22 protein-coding genes and 2 tRNA genes are annotated in these 22,117 nt (G+C 52.1%); 2 read left to right on the forward strand and 22 right to left on the reverse strand.

What is annotated here, in order from left to right:
• Positions 1–195: 195 nt before the first annotated feature.
• The 10 genes from IPI86_RS03315 to IPI86_RS03360 all read right to left on the reverse strand — a co-directional run bounded on the left by IPI86_RS03315 (position 196) and on the right by IPI86_RS03360 (position 9,629).
• Entirely contained in the window at positions 196–609 is a 414-nt protein-coding gene (locus IPI86_RS03315; RefSeq protein WP_345296565.1) for an STAS domain-containing protein, read from the reverse strand.
• 218 nt (positions 610–827) lie between these two features.
• Complete coding sequence (locus IPI86_RS03320) at positions 828–2,171, reverse strand: nicotinate phosphoribosyltransferase (RefSeq protein ID WP_345296566.1); 1,344 nt, start codon at positions 2,169–2,171, stop codon at positions 828–830.
• An 8-nt stretch (positions 2,172–2,179) separates the two neighbouring features.
• On the reverse strand, positions 2,180–2,731 hold the full coding sequence (locus IPI86_RS03325; protein ID WP_345296567.1) for an RNA 2'-phosphotransferase: 552 nt from the start codon (positions 2,729–2,731) through the stop codon (positions 2,180–2,182).
• Between the two features lie 36 nt (positions 2,732–2,767).
• On the reverse strand, positions 2,768–3,787 hold the full coding sequence (locus IPI86_RS03330) for an isochorismatase (RefSeq protein WP_345296568.1): 1,020 nt from the start codon (positions 3,785–3,787) through the stop codon (positions 2,768–2,770).
• An 8-nt stretch (positions 3,788–3,795) separates the two neighbouring features.
• Positions 3,796–4,464 (reverse strand): NUDIX domain-containing protein, encoded by a 669-nt coding sequence (locus IPI86_RS03335; RefSeq protein ID WP_345296569.1) that lies wholly within the window; start codon positions 4,462–4,464, stop codon positions 3,796–3,798.
• A 111-nt stretch (positions 4,465–4,575) separates the two neighbouring features.
• Positions 4,576–5,427 (reverse strand): iron uptake transporter permease EfeU, encoded by an 852-nt coding sequence (gene efeU / locus IPI86_RS03340; protein WP_345296570.1) that lies wholly within the window; start codon positions 5,425–5,427, stop codon positions 4,576–4,578.
• A gap of 201 nt (positions 5,428–5,628) precedes the next feature.
• Positions 5,629–7,038 (reverse strand): ATP-binding protein, encoded by a 1,410-nt coding sequence (locus IPI86_RS03345; RefSeq protein ID WP_345296571.1) that lies wholly within the window; start codon positions 7,036–7,038, stop codon positions 5,629–5,631.
• Positions 6,941–7,612: a DnaD domain protein gene (locus tag IPI86_RS03350; RefSeq protein ID WP_345296572.1), complete on the reverse strand. Its 672-nt coding sequence runs from the start codon at positions 7,610–7,612 to the stop codon at positions 6,941–6,943. The genes IPI86_RS03345 and IPI86_RS03350 overlap by 98 nt, the downstream gene beginning before the upstream one ends.
• A gap of 34 nt (positions 7,613–7,646) precedes the next feature.
• Entirely contained in the window at positions 7,647–9,050 is a 1,404-nt protein-coding gene (dnaB, locus tag IPI86_RS03355; protein ID WP_345296573.1) for a replicative DNA helicase, read from the reverse strand.
• 9 nt (positions 9,051–9,059) lie between these two features.
• Positions 9,060–9,629: a bifunctional nuclease family protein gene (locus IPI86_RS03360; protein ID WP_345296574.1), complete on the reverse strand. Its 570-nt coding sequence runs from the start codon at positions 9,627–9,629 to the stop codon at positions 9,060–9,062.
• Positions 9,630–9,777: 148 nt separating this feature from the next.
• On the opposite strand from IPI86_RS03360, the gene IPI86_RS03365 reads away from it, so the two are divergent.
• Positions 9,778–9,852, forward strand: a tRNA-Pro gene (locus IPI86_RS03365).
• A gap of 65 nt (positions 9,853–9,917) precedes the next feature.
• Positions 9,918–10,280, forward strand: coding sequence for a DUF4190 domain-containing protein (locus IPI86_RS03370; RefSeq protein ID WP_345296575.1), 363 nt, complete (start codon positions 9,918–9,920; stop codon positions 10,278–10,280).
• Between the two features lie 71 nt (positions 10,281–10,351).
• On the opposite strand, the gene IPI86_RS03375 is transcribed toward IPI86_RS03370, so the two are convergent.
• From IPI86_RS03375 to IPI86_RS03430, 12 genes are all read right to left on the reverse strand, one after another.
• Positions 10,352–10,978, reverse strand: coding sequence for a FumA C-terminus/TtdB family hydratase beta subunit (locus tag IPI86_RS03375; RefSeq protein WP_345296576.1), 627 nt, complete (start codon positions 10,976–10,978; stop codon positions 10,352–10,354).
• Positions 10,979–11,015: 37 nt separating this feature from the next.
• Positions 11,016–11,888 carry a fumarate hydratase gene (locus IPI86_RS03380; RefSeq protein ID WP_345296577.1) on the reverse strand — a complete coding sequence of 291 codons (873 nt, stop codon included), beginning with the start codon at positions 11,886–11,888 and terminating at the stop codon, positions 11,016–11,018.
• A 112-nt stretch (positions 11,889–12,000) separates the two neighbouring features.
• Positions 12,001–13,113 (reverse strand): C45 family peptidase, encoded by a 1,113-nt coding sequence (locus IPI86_RS03385; protein WP_345296578.1) that lies wholly within the window; start codon positions 13,111–13,113, stop codon positions 12,001–12,003.
• A gap of 114 nt (positions 13,114–13,227) precedes the next feature.
• Positions 13,228–14,292: a polymer-forming cytoskeletal protein gene (locus IPI86_RS03390; RefSeq protein ID WP_345296579.1), complete on the reverse strand. Its 1,065-nt coding sequence runs from the start codon at positions 14,290–14,292 to the stop codon at positions 13,228–13,230.
• On the reverse strand, positions 14,289–14,819 hold the full coding sequence (locus tag IPI86_RS03395) for a hypothetical protein (RefSeq protein ID WP_345296580.1): 531 nt from the start codon (positions 14,817–14,819) through the stop codon (positions 14,289–14,291). Before IPI86_RS03395 ends, IPI86_RS03390 begins: the two co-directional genes overlap by 4 nt.
• Positions 14,800–15,402 carry a sigma-70 family RNA polymerase sigma factor gene (locus IPI86_RS03400; RefSeq protein WP_345296581.1) on the reverse strand — a complete coding sequence of 201 codons (603 nt, stop codon included), beginning with the start codon at positions 15,400–15,402 and terminating at the stop codon, positions 14,800–14,802. Before IPI86_RS03400 ends, IPI86_RS03395 begins: the two co-directional genes overlap by 20 nt.
• 130 nt (positions 15,403–15,532) lie before the next feature.
• Entirely contained in the window at positions 15,533–16,705 is a 1,173-nt protein-coding gene (locus tag IPI86_RS03405; protein WP_345296582.1) for a YibE/F family protein, read from the reverse strand.
• Between the two features lie 69 nt (positions 16,706–16,774).
• On the reverse strand, positions 16,775–18,238 hold the full coding sequence (locus tag IPI86_RS03410; protein ID WP_345296583.1) for an aldehyde dehydrogenase family protein: 1,464 nt from the start codon (positions 18,236–18,238) through the stop codon (positions 16,775–16,777).
• 61 nt (positions 18,239–18,299) lie between these two features.
• Positions 18,300–19,085 (reverse strand): hypothetical protein, encoded by a 786-nt coding sequence (locus tag IPI86_RS03415; protein WP_345296584.1) that lies wholly within the window; start codon positions 19,083–19,085, stop codon positions 18,300–18,302.
• A 123-nt stretch (positions 19,086–19,208) separates the two neighbouring features.
• Entirely contained in the window at positions 19,209–20,582 is a 1,374-nt protein-coding gene (locus tag IPI86_RS03420; protein WP_345296585.1) for an extracellular solute-binding protein, read from the reverse strand.
• 7 nt (positions 20,583–20,589) lie between these two features.
• Positions 20,590–21,768 carry a site-2 protease family protein gene (locus tag IPI86_RS03425; protein ID WP_345296586.1) on the reverse strand — a complete coding sequence of 393 codons (1,179 nt, stop codon included), beginning with the start codon at positions 21,766–21,768 and terminating at the stop codon, positions 20,590–20,592.
• Positions 21,769–21,850: 82 nt separating this feature from the next.
• Positions 21,851–21,944, reverse strand: a tRNA-Sec gene (locus IPI86_RS03430).
• Positions 21,945–22,117 lie beyond the last annotated feature (173 nt).

A 22,117-nucleotide genomic window follows, 5' to 3' on the forward strand; every position in this document is an offset into this window, starting at 1 on the left:
GGTTTTTATGAGCCTTTTTTAATTACCCGCCTTGGCAGGGAACCAGCGGTGAATATCGTTAAAAACAGAAGAGTGCCACTACGCCTAAGAAAGAAGACGTCAATAACTATAGAAGGTGAAGGGAAGGTTGAGCAACAATAAAAAAAGAAGCGGACAAACCACAAGGGTTCATCCGCTTAAAGGATCGATAAGAGACTAGCCAAATGAAGCAATGGCTTCGGATGTATCTAAAAAGATCGCGAAGAAACTCTTGAAGCCAACCGTATCCAGCACATTTTGAATGCTGGCACTGGGATTGAGCAATTTGATATGTTCCTGAATGACATTGCCCTCCCTGCCCATGGCTCGTAGTGCCGCCCAGCCTTCCTCCATGTTGGCGCGGTCTTCACCTCGAAACACGCGCGCGACGCGATGCAAGGCGCCAAGCCCTGCACTGCTCAAAAAGACCAGGTCGGTCATATCCACCAACAAATTGCGTGCACCAGAATCGTAAAGCTTCTGGGCTTCCGTGATGAAATACTCATAACTGCTGCCATCCAAAGAACCCTTTAATTGCATAATACTGACGGGAGAAGCTGCGGACTGCTGTTGTGAAATGAAGATTTCCATGATCGTTTCCTTTCAATGTGGGTATAAGACAAATCCTGTCTTATTATATATCCGAAACCACTCGAAAGTCCCTGCATACAGGGATGGTCTTTATTAAAAAAGCGACCCCTGTCCAGCGGCGAGGCAAAAACAGGGGTCTGACTTAAACTGTCGGCAAAGACCGAGTAAGCTGCATTCATTCTATCTTACATTTACAAATTATTGATTCCAATCACAAACTACCAAACCCGTTCGAGATTCTCGTTATCTCCCACCTTGCGTCCCATCTTCGCCATTTCGATCCATTCCCCATGGATCTTCACACGCACCACGTCCGCTGTGTAATCGGTGGATGTGCCGTTGCTGTTGTTAAAAAGATATGAACCGACCGCGTAAATATCCACGGGCACTTCAAGCCTTTCGAATTTTCGGATCTTATCAGGATTGAAACCACCCGACACAACGATCTTCACACTGTGACAATACTCCCGCGCCGCATCTTTCCACGACGTGGGGACGTTCCAGCTTTCCCAGGCATTATCCAACCCCTGGCGGACGTTGAACACCAATCGCGGATTAACTCCCAAGTCAAGAGCGGGATCACCCAAAGGCTGTACCGACACATCGCGCAAACTTCCGCTTGTATCCAGCCGCACACCATAAAGTTTGTACTTCTCCGCTTCTTCGTGATAGCCCGCATCCATCAACTCGCGGTATTTCGCGAACATCGCATCCAATACCCGCAGCGAATCGCGGACAGAGTCATTGTTAAAATCCACCAGCGCAATGCGCGGAATTCTGGCTGGCAAAATATGTGAGAACTGCATCATTGCCTCAGCCGTATCCCCAAGGAAGGATGCGATCGCGGCATGGGCCACTGTCCCGCCGCCAGCGCCGCCCCACCAGTCACCCTGTGCATCGGTTGAGACGAACGCGCCCAATTCCTGGGCGTGGTCTTTGTTAAATCGCAGCAGAGCGATGTTGTAGGCATATCCATCCGCGGCCTGCACTTCGTGAACGTCGAACCTTGCAGGGAAGAACAGCACAGGTTTGCCGCGTGAAGCCACCAGCGTTTCATATACGTTCGTCGCCACACGACTGGAGCGCGTGAGGATTCCCAGCGTGGGCGTTTCGAGCAGGGCAAAGTCGCGGTATCGTCCGCGAACCTTGATGACAGGCTGGATCTTCGTTGGGTCACCTTCATATTTAACGATACTGCCATCCTGCACAGCCCACACTTCGAGGCTCTTGGATGTATCTACGAATTTATCGCCGTCAAAATATCCCGTGCAATGCCTGAGCATTTCAAGAGACTTGTCCACACCCACCACGGTGGTCTTCCCCATGCGCCGCGTGAACCACTGCATCTCTACTTCGATATCACCCACGGCGATCTGCTCGGGCGAAATACCATGCGGCAGAATGGGAAAATTCCCCGAATAGTTGTAATTCTCCCTCGAGAGCGCGGTCAACATGCGATTGATATTCTCGAAATACTTATCCGAGTACCAGCCGCGGCGCATGCGTTCGATATCGAGTTTGAATGTTTCGTTCGTCAGTCTTTTACCGTCAAAAATGGACATGGGGGTTCTCAATTCTGTGGAAAATCAATAAAATTCGGCGGAATGGATTTTGCCAAAAAATGTTCGGGCTCGGGCGCATAAAACTCCACACCCGCAAGGGCCGCCTCTCTGGCGCGCACGATCAAAAGTGTTACATGCTCGGTACGGCGGCTGCCAACCGAATTGGCGCGTTCCAGATCTGAGGACAGGTGAACATACTGACGTTTCATGGAACGCAAGCCTTCCCTGCGAATGCTCTTTTCAGCCTGCGGAGTTGTACCGTGATACAAAATTTCAGGCGGTTCAACCTTGGGATAGCTGACCGGGTCCACCTTGCTGTGGCCGTACAGCGCGCGGATGCGTCCATCTTTTATTTCGAAACGCTTCTTTCCATCGAGTTCGCCATTCAAAACTTTTTGCCAGTCTTCCTCGCTGTAAACATCGGTGGATTTTTCAACGACAATACGCTTCAATTCTGCAAAATCGGTAAACCCCTGCGCATCCAGATGAATGTCAAAATCATTCGCACGATGACGCAAAATGACAGATACGAACTTTGAGAGGCGGGTCAGGTTTGGCATAATGCTCCACATTTTCCTGTTTATACACCCAGATATTTATATTGAGCCGATCCCATCCGTGGATTTGACAACCTTCATCCCAGCCTGCGCAAAGCGGATGTACGCTTCATTCGCCGCTTCGGTATGGTCCACCACCCCGGGCACGACCACAGGGGAGGAACAGTCTTCAAGCAGATATACCTTCTTCGCAAGGTCTGGGTCTGTGGCATTGATATCATCAAGCAGGTCGGAGACCGTCCATGCCACACAGTGACTCTTGGCCTGCCCTGCAATATACAGACGATCCACTTCCTGCAAATGCTGGATGAATTTTGTATCGTGCGAGCCGAGGTCTTCGCCCATGGGGCCTGTCAACACTTCGGGGCCGATGACGGAATAATGCTCTGTAAACGGCTTGTCGCCTTTGATCTCGAAACTGGGCTGGTCGAGTCTTGCGATCGAATGGAAGAAGATGGCTTCTTCCAACGCAGGCACAAGCGCGTGGCCAATGCCGCCGAGCATGGCATGATAGGGCCAGATGGTGAGTGCATACTTGCCTTTCTTTTCCAGCGATTCGGCATAATGGATCATCATTTGCTGGCCGTATTCGGGGGCAATATTAAAGCGCGGTGCAAGCGCGGCGTTGAATTTCCACCTGCCCGATGTCAGGTCGGCGAGATGAATGTCGCTGTACGGCGCGGGGTGATTGCCATCCGCATCCACAAAGAAGATGGGATGGAAGATCTGCTGGGCCATATGCGTATCCATCGTGGCGATGATGTGGGTGATGCTGCCGAGGTTGCGGTAGATGAATTCGCACAGGCGGGTGGTATCGTCCACTGCGCCATGTCCGCTGCGGCCGCCGACGAACAATTCAAAGTCGGGCATGCAGAAAGTGTTTTGCGCGTCGATCACCAAAAGGGAGATTCTGTCATTCGAAACAGAGGCAGGCTTCAGGTCGTGTTGAAGCGCGTACTGGCGGGCTTGTTCGGCACGGCTGGCATAGTCCACTTTCCAGATCTGGCCAACGCGGGCTGATTCGAAAAAGTCGGGAAGAGGCAGGGTTTGTTTGCTCATGATTTCACCTAATCGAGGAAGGCTATTTCCTTTTTTTTGAATTGATACAACATGGCGGGTCGATGTGCGCCAGTGAGGTCTTTTTCGCCAGTCTCCTGCAGGAGGTCAGTGGAGAGCATTCGCTTTCTGAAATTTCTTTTATCGAGCTTATCATTGATAATGATCTCATACATGGTTTGAAGTTCTGAGAGCCTGAATTGCGCAGGCATCAACCCGTAGACGATGTTGCTGTAGCTCGCTTTTGCGCGCAATCGTTTGACGGCATAATTCAGGATCACCTTGTGGTCGAAAGCCAGCTTGGGGAATTTATCCACATGAGACCAGACCAGGTCAACAACTTTTTCTGATTCGGGCTGCGAAAGGTTTGCCCAGGGAATGAGGGCAAAGTATGCCACAGTGATCACCCTAGATCGCGGGTCGCGCGCGGGATCACCGAAAGTGTAAAGCTGTTCCATGTAAACATTCTTTACGCCGGTCTTTTCATTCAAGACCCTGTTCGCCGCTTCTTCGAGCGATTCACCCTGCTTGATGAATCCGCCGGGTAGTGACCAGAAATCTTTAAAAGGGTCATCGGCTCTCTTTGCCAGCATCACCTTGAGTTTATTATCGTTGACGGTGAATATGGCGAGGTCAACTGTCACACCGGGTTGTTCATAAGCCTCATACTTAGTGTTCATTGTACACTTAGTATATTTGTTTTTTTGTCTTTGTCAAGAGCTTTATTAACAAAAAAAGCGGATATCGCGCCGCGATGGACACGAAACCCGCTTCTCTTTCTTGTACTGCCACTAAGCCGAGGGCTGGGCCACTGTCACAATCTTTTTGGTATTGCTGCGCTGGAAGAAAACAGCCACAACAGCGAGATAAACAAAGTAGCCAATCATTTCCGTGAGGGATGGGTTGCCATTGTAACCAAAGAGAGTCTTGAGCAACTCGCCCAAAACGGATTTTTCGTCGACGATCGCGTTCACATCCCAAACGTGTTCGATGATGTTGGGAATCCAGCCGACTTCGTTGAATTCATGAATGCCATGCGCCACCAACCCACCTGCGAACAGGATGAGAATGAAACCAGTGACTTGAAAGAAGCGGCGCAGGTCGAGGCGGACAGCGGTTGCAAAAAGTGACCAGCCCAGCAAAATGGATGTACTCAAACCAAGCACTACACCCGCCAGAGTCTGGATCGTGTTCGCGCCTACGTTTTCAGTGCTTCCCGCAAAGAATGCGGCGGTGATAAAGAAAGCCAATTCCACGCCTTCGCGCACAACAGCGATGAAAGCCATCCAGAACAGGGCGCGGCCGTTGCGTGACGCAGCGGCTTTGTTCACATCGGCCTCGAGTTCGGTCTTGAGCGTGCGCGCCTGCTGACTCATCCAGAAGATCATCCAGGTAAGCAAGCCTGCGGCGATGAACATGGTGATGCCTTCGTAGATCTGTTCGGCACTGCCTTCGAGGCTCAAACCAAAGACGGTGAGCAAAATGGCGGTAAAGATGCTGACACCGACAGCGGCCAGTGTTCCATACCAAAGCATGGGGGCCAGGTCAGTACGGCGTATCTTCTGGAGTGCGCCAAGCACAATTCCAATAATGAGGGCGGCTTCAAGGCCTTCGCGCAGGGAGAGCAAATAGGAAGGGAGCATTTGTTTCGTTTCCTTTGTGTGTTTTTTGGTCTTATTTGCCTTATTTATAAACGAGACCATGGTGAGAATCTAGGTGGGCACTTGAACCGAATCTTCAACCATGTTGAAAATTTTGATGGGACAGCGGGATCGGATTGAAAATAAAAGGACAGCCTGAAAATAGGCTGTCCTTTTTCAAATTCTATTATTCTGCGGGTAAGGCTATTTCCTGCCGATCTTGCGCTTCCCCTTCCCCTGATAGGCGGGGGCTTTGATCTCGATATATTCGCACAGGCGCTCATCCAGCATACGGGTGATGATGCGCTCATCAATCTGCCCGTGGTCAAGGTTTTCCTTTGCCACCGTAATAACGGTCGGCAATTCGGCATTGTAGCGATAATTCAAAAGTTGATGCAGTTTCTCACGCGCCCAAGGTGTGGCCGATTGTGCACCGAGATCATCCAAAACGAGCAAACCTGCCGTGCGCACTTCGTCGAAGCGACGGTCATAGCTTGTGCCTGAATTGGGGCTGAAGGCCGCGCGGAGATGATCAAGCAGGTCAGGAACCATCACGAATAATGGCGGGTCACCAAGCCCGGCACGGTAATTTGCAATGGCGGCGGCGATGTGCGTCTTGCCGCATCCGTACGTGCCTTCGAAGACAAGCCAGCCTTTTGGTTTTTCAGAAAAGGAATGGGCGATCTTCAACGCCTTCTGTAAAGATTTATGTTCCTCGGGCGTCAATTTTTCAGCGGCGCGATCTTCGAATGAACCAAATGTTCGGCTCGAAAGCAGATCAAGCGACGAAAGTTCGGGGTGGCTCGTATCTTCCATCGGGCGGCGAAAATCCGGGGCCGACATTTTCACTGAGCTGACCAGTTCCGGGTCCGAAAGACGCGAGCGAATGCGCGGTTCGATCTCATCCAGTGAAAGGTTCGTCGTCACCACTGTGGAGAGTTTATTGATGTAGCGATAATTGATGATCTGGAATAGTTTTTCCTGCGCCCAGCCTGTGGCATTTTGCGTTCCAAAATCGTCCAATACCAGCAATTTCGCAGAGCGGATCTGTTCAAAGCGTTCCTCGAAAGTTGTATCTTCCGAGCCATAGGCAAACCGAAGTGCATCAAGCAGATCGGGCACAGTGAGAAATAATGTGGGCACACCCATACCAACGACAAAATTTGCAACGGCGGCGGCAAGGTGTGTCTTTCCGCTGCCGTATCCGCCCTGCAGGAGAAGCCAGCCATTTAAGCTTTTGGCGTAATGCTGCGCATGATTGAAAGCCATTTCAATGGAACGCGCCTGCATTTCGCCGAGTCCCTTGCGGCCGCGCGGCTTGAATGATTCAAAGGTCAACTCCTTCAATTCATCGAGATGACTCATCGCAAACAAACGATCGCGGATATTCCCCGCCACTTTCGAATGACGGCAGGTGCAAATTTCAAGCTTGCCGAACTCTGCATGTCCCACAGGAACATCCGAACGCAAATACCCCACACCGTGACAGTGCGGGCAATTCAGATCGCCGGGCAGATCATTTTTGATTGGAACGTTTGCGGAGCTGCTCGATCTTTCGGCTGACGCCCTGCTGGCCATCTTTTTTATCGTTTCGTCTATTCTGCTTTTCGGCACGGCCTTCTTCCTTCCAGCGTTTTAAAATCGCTTCAATATATTTCCAGTTTCGTTTATTGTTTTCAACCGCCAAACCAATCGCATCCGAGATCCACTCGGCCGTATAAACATCTTCCGCATCCTTCAACATGTCGGCGATCAACGGTGTCAGCGGACCAATGTTTTCTTCATATCGTTTGAACACATTCGATCTCTCACGCGTTGCAGAGCCAACCCTGGATAATTTTCCCTTTATAAAAGAATCAACAGCGAGACGTCCGCGCGGGGAATTGAGGAAATAAAGAACATCCGCTTCATTCTCCGCCTTGAGCAGGATTCCACGCTCCAGGCATTTCTTCAGCCCGCGCTTGATCTCCTTAATCCCCAACCCAAGCGACTCAGCCTCAAAATCCGCTTCACGCAACGCTCGAAAATTCCCCTCGATGTGCTCGATCCGCCAGATGGCATGAAGCGCCACCTTCAACTCCGCGGCATCTTCGATCTCGCCGATCAATCGCAAGAACGAATCAGGAATCTGGGTAAATGTTTCAGAGGAGGTAAAACCAGAAAAAGCGGACATGATTTTGAATTTCATCAAAAAGGACGAAGGCTGCTTTCATCCCTTTCTTTTACTCGTTCGGTCTAAACACCCGCGTGGCCGCATTCTCAAATTTTGCCAGTGCGCCGCGGAAGATCATTTCCACGCTGCCCACAGGGCCATTGCGATGCTTGGCAACGATGATCTCAGCCACGTTTTGCTTCTCGCTATCCTTTTCATATTGATCGGGGCGGTAGATGAACATGACGATATCGGCATCCTGTTCCAGTGAGCCTGATTCGCGGAGATCTGAAAGCACTGGCTTTTTGTCAGTACGCTGTTCCACCGCACGGCTCAACTGTGCCGCAGTCAACACAGGGACATTCAACTCACGCGCGAGCACTTTCAAACTGCGCGAGATGTGCGAAACTTCCTGCACACGGTTATCGTTGCGCGAGTCACCGCCCATGAGCTGGAGGTAGTCAATGATGACAAGGTCGATTCCATATTCCATGTGCAGACGGCGGCATTTCGTCCGCAGTTGCAGAGGGGTGATGGCGGGCGTATCGTCGAGGTAAATATGCGTGTCTGAAAAAACTTCAATGGCGTGCGTGAAAAGCGGCCACTCGTTTTCCTGAAGCTTTCCGTTTCGCAGGCGCTGTGAATCAATACCTGTCTCCTGCGCGATCAAACGCTGTACCACCTGCTCATTGGACATTTCCAACGAAAAGATGGCAACGTGCTTTTTGTGGGTCAACGCGGCATTCTTTGCGATCGAAAGCAGAAAGCCCGTCTTACCCTGGCCAGGACGACCCGCAATGATCAGCAAATCTGAAGGCTGCAAACCTGTCAGCATTCTGTCGAGGTCAATGAACCCTGTCGGCACGCCGTGAATTTCCTCAGGGCGTTTGGCGAGATCATCGATGCGGTCGTAGTAATCGCTTAATACTGCGGAGATCGGCTGCAGGTCATGTTTGAGGCGGCGTTCGCTGACGTTGAAGACAGCCTTCTCCGCTTCGTTCATCACATCATCCACCGTCGACGATTCGTTGTAAGCAATGGAAGCGATCTTGTTCGCAGCGGTGATCATCTTGCGGCGGATGGAATGTCCTTCCACGATACGGCCATACGATTCCGCGTTTAATGAAGATGGAACTTGATTGATGAGCGATGTGAGATAGGCCGAGCCGCCGATCTCAGCAAGCTGGCCTACGCGGTCCAGTTCCTCGGAAAGGGTGAGCAGGTCCACGGGGATGCGTTGTTCGTGCAGGCGTGTGAAAGCCTCCCACACAAATTTATTGCGGTGGATATAGAAATCATCCGGGCTCAGGAACTGAGCCACGTCATAATAGGCTTCGGGGTTAATCAGCACCGCCCCTACAACGGCTTCTTCGGCTTCGCGGCTGTGCGGGATTGACGAAGGTGTCGAACTGGCGGGGGCGGCGGATGATGAATCATCCCCGTAGGGGAATGATTCGGGGAGAGTTTCTGTCATTGAGGAGGTTCAATCCAAGGGTGAGGATGAATCGGGTTTGTCTTTGTCAGGGTTATCGATATCGAGTTTGTCAATGAAATCCTTGAAAACAGACAGGCGGTTGATGGCATCATCCGAAAGAGGCGCGGGCGCTTCTTTGCGTGAGAGCGGAGTTGTATCGGGCATTTCCTGATCGGGCGCTCTGCCTGCAGATTCCATGACACTTGCATGCACAAGGATCGGAACATGTGCACGGACAGCAATGGCGATCGCATCGGATGGGCGCGAATCGATACGCATTTCCCGTCCATCCACTTCGGCGATGATGTTCCCGAAGAAGACCTCACCTTGAAGCTCGGTGATCTCGATTCGCAGGATGCGCGCATTGAAGGCGGTGAAAATATTTTTAAGCAGGTCGTGGGTAAGCGGGCGGGACATTTCAACTTCCTGCAAGGCCACGGTAATAGCTTCGGCTTCATAGGGTCCCACCCAAATGGTAAGGTAACGTTCGGCGCTTGTTTGCTTGAGAACAACAACGCGCTGCGGCGTCATTAAATGCACGCGGATGCTATCAATTACAACTTCTATCATATCTGACATAAGGCAACTCCAATGCGCTTATTTTAGCATAAAGGCGGTGTACAAACCTGTGATTCCGGGCGAATGAGCAAAAGGGAGCGATTTCTGGAAATTCGAAAATTCGATTTGCCAGATCATACAAATACGGCTATAATCCGCTTCGCTCAATCGGGGCGTGGCGCAGCCCGGCTAGCGCGCTTGCATGGGGTGCAAGAGGTCGGAGGTTCAAATCCTCTCGCCCCGACAGCACAAGATGAACCGCCCTTATGGGGCGGTTTTATTTTAACTGTACTGTTACCTTCTTATCCAATGGACTCAAACGAAGCACTTCCCACATCCCCTCTCAATCCAAAATCCATTCTCAGCCTTGTCTTTGCAGTATTGACCCTGCTGACGTTTTGCACAGGCTGGCTTCCCATCCCGTTGACCGGGGTCATTTGTTTCCCATCGAGCTTTTTGCTTGGCATCCTCGCACTGACCTATGGGACAGTTTCATTAAGGCAGATCCGCCAGCGAAACGAATCAGGACATCCCATGGCATGGACGGGAATCATTATCGGTGGTTTTGTTTTTGTCTGTGTGCTGTGCATGTTGATCGCAATCATCTCGATCTTCATTTATTCGCCAGATATAATTCCCCTACCGTCCTTTATACAAGACCCACAAATATAAACACAAAACCCGCCCTGGTATTTCTTAGGCGGGTTCTTTTATTTTAATGAAGCTGCGCCAGCGCGAAACAATTAGTAAGGTTGTGCCAGGAGATCGTCGAGCACCTTTTTGGATGAGTCATCGATCACTAAGTGCTGACTTCCGCCATGCGAATCCATTGTGACGACCACCGGGAAATCCTTGACCTCGATCACCCACATGGCCTCGGGCACGCCAAAATCAAGTTTGAAAACGCCATGTACTTTTTTCACGGTCTGCGCAAGGAAGGATGCCGCGCCGCCGATGGCATGGAAATACACGCCAGGCGTTTCCTCACATCCCTTCAACGTTTTCGCGCCCATGCCGCCCTTGCCGATCACACCTTTGACATTGAAGTGCTTCATCACATCCGCCTGATACGGCTCTTCGCGGATGGACGTGGTGGGGCCTGCCGCGATGATCTTGTATTCTTTAGTATCCAGCCCGGTCACCACGGGGCCGCAGTGATAAATGACCGAGCCAGCCAGCAATTTCTTCAATTCCTCATACACTTGCAGGTCATCACCTTGAGGCGGACGAGTCTTTTTGATGAAGGTCTCGATCATCCATTTGTGGGCTGCATCGCGCCCGGTCACCATCATGCCAGACAGGCTGACCGCATCACCGACCTTTAAATCGCGGATGATCTCATCGGTGATTGGAGTAGTTATTTGTTTCATCCCATTCTCCTTTTACGAATCGCACAATCGTAAATCGTTAATCGTAAGTGACTTCTCCGCCCTTCACCGTCATCTTGCGGCGGCGATAGGCCCAGCACATGTACGAAACGGACACAAAATAAGAAGCAGGCAAACGGCTCAACCCTGTAATTTTTGTGTCCAGCACCGTGGTCTTACCGCCGAAGCCCATCGGGCCGATGCCCATTTGATTGGCTTCACTGGTCAGGCGTTCTTCCAACTCAGCCAATTTCGGGTCTTCGTTGCGCGTGCCCATTTCGCTGAACAATACTTCCTTTGATTTGATATACGACGAGCCGCGGTCACCGCCAATGGCGACGCCCAGAATGCCAGGCGCACATCCCTGCCCCTGCGCTTTTTGCACCGCATCCAAAACGACCTTACGCACACCGGCCAGATCACGCCCTGCGCCGACGGAATTATCGGGCAGGGAATATTGACGGCCGACGTTTTCGCATCCGCCGCCTTTGAGCATCAACTCGATGGTGAGGTCGTCGCTTTCCGTCTCTTCAAAATGGACATAGGGGAAGTCATCGCCGCCGAGGTTGTTTCCGGTGTTCTTGTCATAGATGGCATCAACAGCATTCGGTCGCATATAGGACCGTTTAGTGGCTTCGGCCATCGCGGCACGAATCTGCGCCTTGAGCTTGATCGTGGACCAGCCCAACGGGTAATGCACATAAAAAATGGGCGTACCTGTATCCTGGCAAATCGGCGTGGAATTTGCGCGGGAGAGGTCAATATTCTTGAGAATGGTCTCCAATGCCCCGCGTGCAGCGGAGCCGGGCTCTTCTTTTTCAATGGATTCGCGCAGGCGCTTCTCCACATCCGGCGGCAGGCTGGATGATGTGCGGCGAATCAATTCAAGGATTTCATTTGTCAAATCTCGCATGGGGCCTCCAATAGAAGTGCCTATGATAATCCCGAAGGCATGAAATTGCCATTTAAAAATTCAGAGTCCACGCACAGAGCATGGACTCTTTCTTCTTTTCTCTTTCTTTCACCTACGCATTCAAATGATAGGTGTGATACGCATTCTGGCAGGGATTCCCCCAGGTGATGTGCATCTCACGCGCAGTCAGATCAATAACGAGAGCGGAGATGGTCTTTTCGCGGTCAAGCGGGTCGAGGCCCGCGATGTTGTGATTGCAGATCGAGTTCGGGATATTGACATGGTCTTTTTGAATAGACTGCAAAGACTTGATCGAGTGCTGGCTGTTTTGCTTCAACAGGCGCGAAGCACGGAAATAACGCACGCGTGAAGAAAGCAATTCTTCAGGGTCTTTTTCCACCAGTTTCATTTGCGGATCGAGGTAATGATTGGTGTGGACCATGTAACCGTCATGCGCATACAGGATCTCGAACTTGCGCGCAGAGACCTCGATGGAATACATTTCTCCGCTTTCGTGGACGAGCAGATGGTTGTACCCCGCCGCGCGATGTTGAACAAGCGTACGGCCAATGGCGCCTGAAATACGGTGAGACGATAAAACGGCGCGAGCCACAACAAGTCGCGGAATGCCGATACGCGAGTCACTCGGATAAACGGAATCGATAAGTTGGGCAATGCCAAAGGCGTTGAATCCCACATTGGGCAGCAGCCCGCCGTAGGTCATGGCGAGAAACGGGGGTTCCTTATCAGGCCTGGCTGAGATGACAAATACATCGTTCTCGTCTTCGGGAATCCAATCCTCATTGTGGGCGGCGAGCACGTGACCATCCGCCGTACGGTCATCGTTGACCGCCATGCTGGTACAGCGAGTGAGATGAAGCGCATCCATTGTGACGGCTTCCATCGCATTGAGTGTGACGATGTCATCGAAAGCGACGTTTGCGCCCTCGGCGATGCCGCGCATTTCATCCACATATTGAGGGTAACGTTCTTCGGCAAAAGGCAGATATTTGCGAGACTGAATCTGCGCGCCCTGCCAGGTAAGCTCAAGATTATCATAAGCGGCATCGATCAAAACGCGTGCATTGGCAACGCTATGCTGGACCTGTTCGCGGGCGGCCTCGCCGATCTGGCGGCCCATTTCGCGATGTGTGCCTGAAACCTCGATCAGAGGCGGCGGGGTGTTGTGGGCGGGTGTGTTTGGAATATCGTTCTTTGTAAACATGTTTTCCTCCATAATGAAAACCGCCCCGGAGGGAATTTCCCCGGGGCGGGCGCATTATATCATGCAGGTTGTATTTTCGATTTTACCCTTCCATACAACTTTGAAAACACTCGTTTACGAAGCAGGCGGGATCTGCTCCACGACCGGGGGTGTCGAGCCGGGAGCTGCCCGTGTACCAAACCACGTCATCACCACGCCGCCGAGGGCTATGAGCGAGACGACGATGGAGATCAGCCACCCGATACAAGGGATTAATTCAACAAAACCGCCGATGAGCAGAAGCAGGAATGTACCAAAGCCTGTTGAAAGGACGGGAGCCCAACTCTGGTTAATGGCTTTTGTAAAGCGGTCACCGATCTCCTGACCGATGGACACCATACCGAATAACCAAGCCATTGGAAGCAGAATGAAGGCCACAATGGCGGCGACTGGAATAAGCAGAATGGTAACGACCATGATAAGCAGGGTCACCGGGGCGACGATAACCGTCAGCAAACCGAAACTGCCCGCCATGACCGGCTGGCGTATGATGGTATCCGCGACACGATCCAATTGCGGTTGGAGGAACAGGGTGAGCAGCATACCGATCGCAGCGATCGCCAGTGCACGGGTGAAAACATTGACCACTCCCCATAACGGGTTGAAATCTACATTGACTTGAGGCACACCGGGTACATCAGGGACATTAGGCACATTGGGAACGTTGGGGACATTGGGAACGTTCGGCACATCAAGCGGAGGAGCATTGTTCACGATCTGGCCAGTCACCTCGGCGCCGGGTTCCTTATCCACCTGGCCGCCCATTGTGACGATATCACCGTCCACGACGGCGGTTTCGGTCAACAAAGCCTGACCACCGATCAGAACGACATCGCCATTGATCTCACCTGTGATCTCGAGATTGCCGCCAATTAAAACCACACTGCCATTGGCAGTCCCGTCAATTTGAAGGTTCCCTCCGATCAGCACACTATCGCCGTTAATGACGGCATCCTTCTCGATGTCCACATTCCCACCGATCACGGCCAGGCTGCCATCCAGCGTTTCGTCACTTTCAAGTGTGTAGTTTTGCCCAAGCAGGAACACGTCGCCGCCGTTTGGGCTTTGCGCGTGGACTCCACTGGTGGGTAAAAACAGTAAAGCTAGTAATAGAAAAAGGGTCGTAATTTTTGTTCTCATGCTGAAACTCCTTGCGGGGCGCGGCTAAATTGCCAGATTGAAATTGTCCACAAAAGACCAAGGCCGGCCAACGCAGAAACGAATACCATCCACATATAAGGCGGGATGAAGTCGGGCAGAATACGGAATAACACGGCGGCGGCTTCGGTCAGGGCCTGAACTGAGCTTGCAAAGAATAGAAAATAACCGACCGCAGCCGTGATCCATTCCACTGGGGAGGTGATGAAGGCGTAGATGAAGGGAGCCGCAATCCATGCCAGCAGGGCCGTCCCGCTCACCACCAGCACGAGTGTGCCCCACAACTTGCGGCGGCGTTCTGCGATCTTCTGAGCAGCAAGGCGCTGTTGGAAGCGCAAGGCAAAACCCGGGGCAGGCGCCACCACATTGGCAGAGCGCAGAGCCAAACCGGTGGCAGATAACGCCGTGCAGTGCGTGCACGTGCGCAGGTGAAGATCGAGTTCCCGCTTCTCGGAGGATGTTAGATTTTTATCGTTCAATAGCCATTCTTCAAAAGGCTGGTGATTCATAGGGTCTCCTTTCGGTCTCGGCACGAGTTTCTTCTTCCTGCCATAGACCAGCAAGTTCCTTGCGTGCGCGGTGTAAACGGCTCTTCACCGCGCTCACCGTCAATCGTAAAGATTCTGCGATCTCAACTTCGGAATAGTCGTACCAATAACGCATGACAATGGCAGCGCGATCGGTGGCATCCAGGTCTTTGAGCATGGCATGGATTCGGTCGCGAGTCTGCCCTTTGATGGATTCAGATTCCGGGTTGGGTGAATCGAGGTCGGGCAATTCAAAGGTGTTGCCGTCCTCGTCCTCTGTATCCATCGAAAAAATGGAGAATTTCCGGCGGCGTAGTCTATCGATACAGTAATGAGCCGCAATGGAAAGCAACCATGTTGCGAACGACCGTTTCTGATCATAACGATGCAGGTGCTGGAAGGCGCGCAAAAAGGTCTCTTGCGCGGCATCCTCTGCCAGATCGGGCTCGCCCAACATGCGATAGCACAAGTTGAAAACAGGGGTTTGATAGGTTTCGACGAGATGCGTGAAAGCCTCGTCACTGCCTTGTTGAGCCTGGAGTACCCAGGCCAGTTCTTCGTTCACGCGTGCTCCTTGTAGACTTTCTACCTATCTTACGCAGAGGATGGCAGAAAGTTGCACCTGAGAGTGCGCTGGATTTGCCAACTAACCCGCCTATTTGACCAGACAAATCCTTTCACCTGGAATGACGCACTCAATGAGAATGCCCGTCTCCTTCTGGACCGAGAAACTGCTCCCACCTCCCAAGCGACTCAGCCCTTTGGGCAAACAGGATGGCGATGGCCGTGGTGAGAGGCACAGCCGCAATCAGCCCCAGCGAGCCGACCAACGTCCGTACCACTTCCTCGGCGATGAATGAAAAATTGATAATGTATCCGTAATTTCCATGCCCCAGCGAGAACATCAACAGCATGGGCAGGGAAGCACCCGCGTAAGCCAACACCAGCGTATTGACAGTCGCCGCCACATGATCCTGCCCGATGCGCATGGCAGAGTTGTACAAAGCGCGGAAACCGAAATTCGGGTTGGCATGATGAAGCTCGAAGACCGCCGCCGATTGAGTGGTCACGAGATCATCCAGCACGCCGAGTGCGCCAATGATCATACCGCCGAGCAGCAGCCCGCGCAAGTTGAGCGGCTTTTCCATCATCTGCATCAGGAACATGACGTTTTCATCCCCCGTGCCGTTCAATTTTGTAAAAATGACGAACAATCCCGAAAGCGCACCTGTAAGCAGCAAAACAAGCACCATGCTGATGACCGAGGAATGCGTTTTCAAATTCCACCCGTATGTTAAGTAAAGCGTTACACCCAACAAGATGATCGAGCCGATGATACTCACCCAAAGCGGGTCGTCGCCATTGAGAATGTGCGGAATGATCTGGTCGATGATGAGATACAGGCTGAAAGCCATGCTCAATAATGCGCGCACCCCCTTCCAGCGGCTGATGACGATGATCGCCACTGCAAAGATAATAGTCAGCCAAAACAGCGGCGTGGTGCGGACAAAGTCTACAAAATAGGCATTGATCACATTATCAGGCGTCTTGCTGATGGAGACCATCACCCTGCTGCCCACCGTGAGGTCATAATCGTCTGAGCGAAGCTGGCGCTTGCCATAGTCAATTTCCATGGGGATACCCGCATACTCCCCTTCCAGAATATTCACCCGCGCAATTTGATATTTCTGGGTGTGACCACCGAGGTCAACCTGGCCTTCTTCGATAATTTGAAGCACCTCCGCCCGAACCGTATCCGAGCCGAAGGTGGTAAATCCGTCACCGGGCAACTGCACACGCGAGAATTGAAAATAAAGGATCACCGCCGCAAGCAGCACAAAAGGAAAGAGCCATGATTGTTTTCTCATGGCTCAGATTATAAACTGGACTGACTACTGACTATGTTTGTTGCTATATATTACAGCCTTCTTCAAACGCTACCTACCGTATGGAAACCAATACCCTTTATCTTCCATATTGAAATCCCAATGCACATGCTTGGTCTCGCGGAATTCTTCGAGACCTTCTTCGCCGAGTTCACGCGCACCGCCAGAGTATTTCATGCCGCCGAACGGACCGGCGTAATTATCGGTCAATGGGTCGTTGATCCAGATCGTGCCTGCTTTGACATCATCGAAGAATTGCTTGATCTTTTTGGTATCGTTGGAAATCAAGACCGCACCCAGACCATATTGACAATCATTGGTCAATTGAATGGCTTCATCGAAGGAGGTGTATTCCATGATCGGCACGGCGGGGCCAAAGGTTTCTTCTCGCATGATGACCATGGTATGGTCAACGCCGGTCAACACGGTGGGTTCGTGGAAGAATCCCTTTTCCAAATGTTTTGGCCGCCCGCCGCCGGTGAGGATCTTCGCGCCGCTGGCACGCGCATCCGCGATCTGTTTTTCAAATTTGGTGCGGAAGGTATCGCCGATCATCGGCCCCATATCGGTTGTGGATTCAAGCCCCGAACCCAGCCTGAGCGACTTGACCTGCTCGACAATGGCTTCGGTGAATTTCGCGGCGCGATTCTTCGGCAGGTAGACTCTTTCCGTTGACGTGCAAACCTGCCCGGCGTTGATGAGAGCCGCGTATGCCACTGCTTTGGCGGCGATCTCCGGGTCGGCATCCTCGGCGATGACAGTGGCATCCTTGCCGCCCAATTCGAGATGGAGTTTCTTCATCATCGGTGCAGCGAGTGAAGCGATTCGTTGACCCGTTGCAAGACTGCCCGTAAACGCGATGACCGGCACATCGGGGTGTTTGACGAGCGGTTCGCCTGTTTCGAGTCCGTAGCCTGTCACTACATTGATCACGCCCGCAGGCAGACCGTCAAAACAATGTTCAGCTAAATACAACGCAGTAAGCGGAGTCATCTCTGACGGCTTGATGACGATGGTGTTGCCAGCCGCAAGCGCAGGCGCAACCTTCCATGCCAGCAAGAGCAACGGATAATTCCACGGAACGATACAGCCGACCACGCCATAGGGCTCCTTGATGATGAAATTGAATTGCGACGACTCGCCCGAAGCCAATACGCTGCCGCGATGGTGGCGTCCCAGTTCGGCGTAATAGTGAAATGTGTTGATGACCCATTCCACCTCCTCTTCATTCTCAGATAGCGGCTTGCCTTCTTCCAATGTAAGCAGGTGGACAATCTTCTCACGATGCTCGTGGACCTTGTTCGCCACTTCATGAAGCAGGCTGGCGCGTTCGTTCGAGCCCAACTTGCGCCACGGGTCAAATGCGGATTGGGCCGCCTGCACTGCCGCTTCGATATCTTCCACTGTTCCGCGCGGCACAGAATCGATGATCTCTTCCGTCGCAGGGTTTTGGACTTCGATTTCCTCTTTTGCATTTCCGTTCGTGAATTTTCCGTTGATGAGCATCTGGCGCATGATTGCCTCCATAATGTAAAGTTAAAAAGTGACAGTCACCTTAAAGGCGACTGTCACTTGATTATTCTTTCGGTTCCTGAGACTCTTCGATCAATTCCCTCGGCGTAGCCGCGCCACAGCTTGGACAGATAAATTTATGTTCCACCGGAATGTAAGACCGCGAGCAAAACGGACAGGTGATCGGCATCGGCTCTTTGGGCACTTCCTTCACCACTTCCTTTGTCACCTCACGGGTTTCGACACGGGTTCCGCCACCGCCGATGAAAACATGACCACCGCTACGAGAAAAGCCATCGCCAGAAGATGAATTGGAAGAAGATGATTTATTCGCCGCTGCGCCTGCCGCTCCGATAATGCCGCCAAGATTACTTCCGCTCTTTGCAGAAGGTTTTGGTGAAGCAGATGGTTTGGAGGACGACGAGGATTTCGAGGAAGATTTTCCGCTTTTGGAGGACGAACTCTTTCCGCCCTTCATATTCCCCATCAGGAAGAACAGCACCGCCACGATCACAACCGCCGCCAGGGTTACGAACACAATGATCGCCGTCAGCCGCAACGCACGCGGAATGTTGTAAAGCTCATACCCATAACTAAAAAGGAACACCCCACCGACATAGAATGGCGACAGGATGATGACCAAAATCGTGCCGATATTCTCTGCGAGATTTCCCTCAAACCAGGTTTGATACGCGACAAAAATGATCAATGCCAGAGTTGCGAGAGCGATCAACCCGCCGGGGATCAGGATGTGCAGCGGCTTGCCAGGCTTTTCATCATCATGGTCATATTCAAAAACTTCGTGGGTCTTTGCCCGTACTTGTCTTGCGCGATATTCTGATTCAGGCATGTGAGTCTCCTTTATAAAAAGGGTGCATCGCACCAGATTCGATGAGAAGCTCATCGAATAGATTTCTGCCAGTAAATGGGTTTCTCTCACCCGTCTGCACGACGCACTCCGTACTGAATTAATTTATTTGCTCAACTCACGCGAAAGGGCTTCCATTTGCGCGAGAATGGCGGCCACTTGTCCGCTGGGGACGTTGACGCGATACATGTGAGTAAACCCATCGCCGAGCATGATCTTCACTTTTCGCCATGAAGCCAGCTGCGGTTGGACCTCACCCTGCGGCAGTAATTTAACCGCCTGCTCCCATTGTGGATGAGTTTTCATGTAGTCGCCGAGCAGGTCCAGGGTCGTGGTGCGAAGCGGAAAGAGATGAGTCGCCTCCACCCAGCGTGCATCCTGTTCGTCATCCAACAACCAACGCGCGAACAACCATGATGCAAGCTGTTCCTCCCTGGTCGATTTCAATACAACGTAGGAAGAGCCATAAACCACCAGCGCATCTTCATTTTCACCGGGGAAGGAAATGACCTTCCATGCATCCGTGTTGCTGGCGCCCGCGAATGCACGGGCTACATCGGGCAGGTCTTCAAGGCTGGCGGCAATGAATAGCGCTTCACGATTGGCAAATGCAGTGATCGGATCGGAGTCCGCGGTTTGCCAGGCACAGGTCGATTCAGAAAGTTCGCGCAGGAATTTAAAGGCTTCGATATTGTTCGGTGTGAGAAAGCGATAATCACTACCTTCCAAAACGCCGCCTTCGAATGCAAGCAGCCATGCATACGCCGTCATGTAATCTGTGTCTGCATACCAGCCGCCCATGAAATCATTCTGAGGCGATTCATCCTTCAACATAAATTGCTGGGCGCGGCAGGCCTGCTGGCGAAAATCATCGGGCGCATCGGGCGGAGAGGCAAACCCGATCTCATCGGCCCAGGTTTCATTCCACAGCAAAAAGCGCGCAGTGCGCTGCGCGGGGAGTCCGACTCGTTCTTCACCGTAGCGATCCTGATTCCAAAACACCACAGGGATGTTGCTCGCATCGATTCCATAAGCGGGGTCATTCACATATTGCGTCAGGTCTGTCACCATGCCATTGGTATCCCACTCCAGCGCGTGCTCGGGCAGCGCGATCACCAGATCGGGGCGGTCCGCTGTCGGCTGCGATGCAGACACGTTTTCATACAGGTTCGTAAAATTGACCTGACTCTCGGCAACGACCTTGATGCCCCATTCATTGCTTTGATTGAAATCTTCGACGAAGGTATCGAATCGGCCTGACTCAACCCCGTACCACGGATGCCAGACTTTGATCTCCAACCCGTTCAGCGCTTCTTTCTTGACCCCAAGGCTGCTCGGTGCTTCGACAGTGGGTGCAGGCTGCGGCGTTTTTGTAGCGGCCTGCGTGACAGATACCTCCTTAGTCGGAGTGACCTCCTGTGCGCCGCATGCAGAGAGAATGATTACGAAAATAATAAGTGGCAGGATGATCTTTTTCATGGATGGATTATTGAGCCAGGGTCATAAATGGAACGGGCATAAACACTAAAAGGAAAACAATGATCATTGCAAAGCCGAGCAGGCGTCGGGGCGGGTCGAGCGTGGTGATCTGGTCCAACGGTTCCGCGTTGACCCTTCCGAGCCAGAAAAGCAACATGGCCCAAATCCACCATCCGCTCCAGAAGATGCCAAGCACCGCAAGAATACCAATGATAAAAGGGAATCCCTTGCGCGCCTTTTCACCAAAAAGACCATAGATCACATGCCCGCCGTCCAGCGTGCCCGCAGGGATGAGATTCAAACCAGTCACCAGCAAACCCGCCCAGCCTGCAAATGCAACGGGATGAATGAAGACATCCAACCCGCCAAAGGGGACGGGACGGCCTGTAAAGAAATACTGCAGCCAATACAAAATTCCCTGCGGCGCTACTGGGGATGGGAGCAATTGGCCGAAGGTGATGTATTTTGCCAGCAGGTACATCAGGGAGTTACCTTCGATGAACCCGTTCGGATTGGGATCAATGGTGCTGAGCGTGGAAAGCGACAAGCCGTAAAATAGAACGGGAAGCGCCACGATCAAGCCTGCGATCGGGCCTGCCACGCCAATGTCGAAAAGCACGCGTTTGTTTTTCGGAATACCGCGCATGATAATGGCCGCGCCCATCGTCCCCAAAAGGCTGAGCGGAAGCGGAATGAAATACGGCAGGGTGGCGGGAGTCTTGTGATAACGGCTCATGAAGTAATGCCCCAGTTCATGCGTCAACAAAATTCCGAGCAGGCTCAGCGCAAAAGGCCAGCCTGTGAAGATGCTTTTGGCAAGCAAGAGCAATTGCCCCATAAAGTCATCTGGCACCGGGCCTTCGGGCTGCGCTCCGGCCAGCATTACGCTTAACACGGTCAACACAAAAAGGATGATGTTCGTGGAAATGTTATCCTGTTTGGGCTCCGGTAATTTCGGCGCGAGGTAAATAATCTGGCGCGTTTCCTCCATTCGAAAAAGCGGGGTGATGCCGTGCGGAGAAAGCGATTCAGCCAGTGTGTCATAAAGCGAAGCGGAATCTTCATTCAACAATTCGCCGCGATAACGCAGAAAGAATCCCTTGCGTGGGTCTTCGCTGGTCACATCTTCGATACGAAACACACGAGCGACAAGGTTTGTAAGAACTTCAGTTTCAGGAATGGACATTGAATACCTTTTTAACCAACATACAATGGACAGTGGACGATGGACAACAAGATCGTCTGTCGCCCATCGTCCAATTTATAGGCGGGAGTGGATGGGAGTCGAACCCACCGCGGCCCGCAACGCGGCCCGCCACAGGTGTTGAAGACCAGGAAGCCCACCGGGACCTAACCACTCCCGTTTGCAAGGATAACCGAGAGAAGATGGATTCGCAAGTTATAAAGTTCGCGCATCAAGATTTGTTTGCGCGTAATGGACATGATATATAATATCAATAATGCCAAATCGGTTTCGCCGTTTGTTTTCAGCGCCCATTTTCGAAAATGCGGAGAAAACGCGCACCGCACAGATA

The organism is Candidatus Villigracilis affinis (assembly GCF_016705895.1).
GTDB classification, from domain to species: domain Bacteria; phylum Chloroflexota; class Anaerolineae; order Anaerolineales; family Villigracilaceae; genus Villigracilis; species Villigracilis affinis.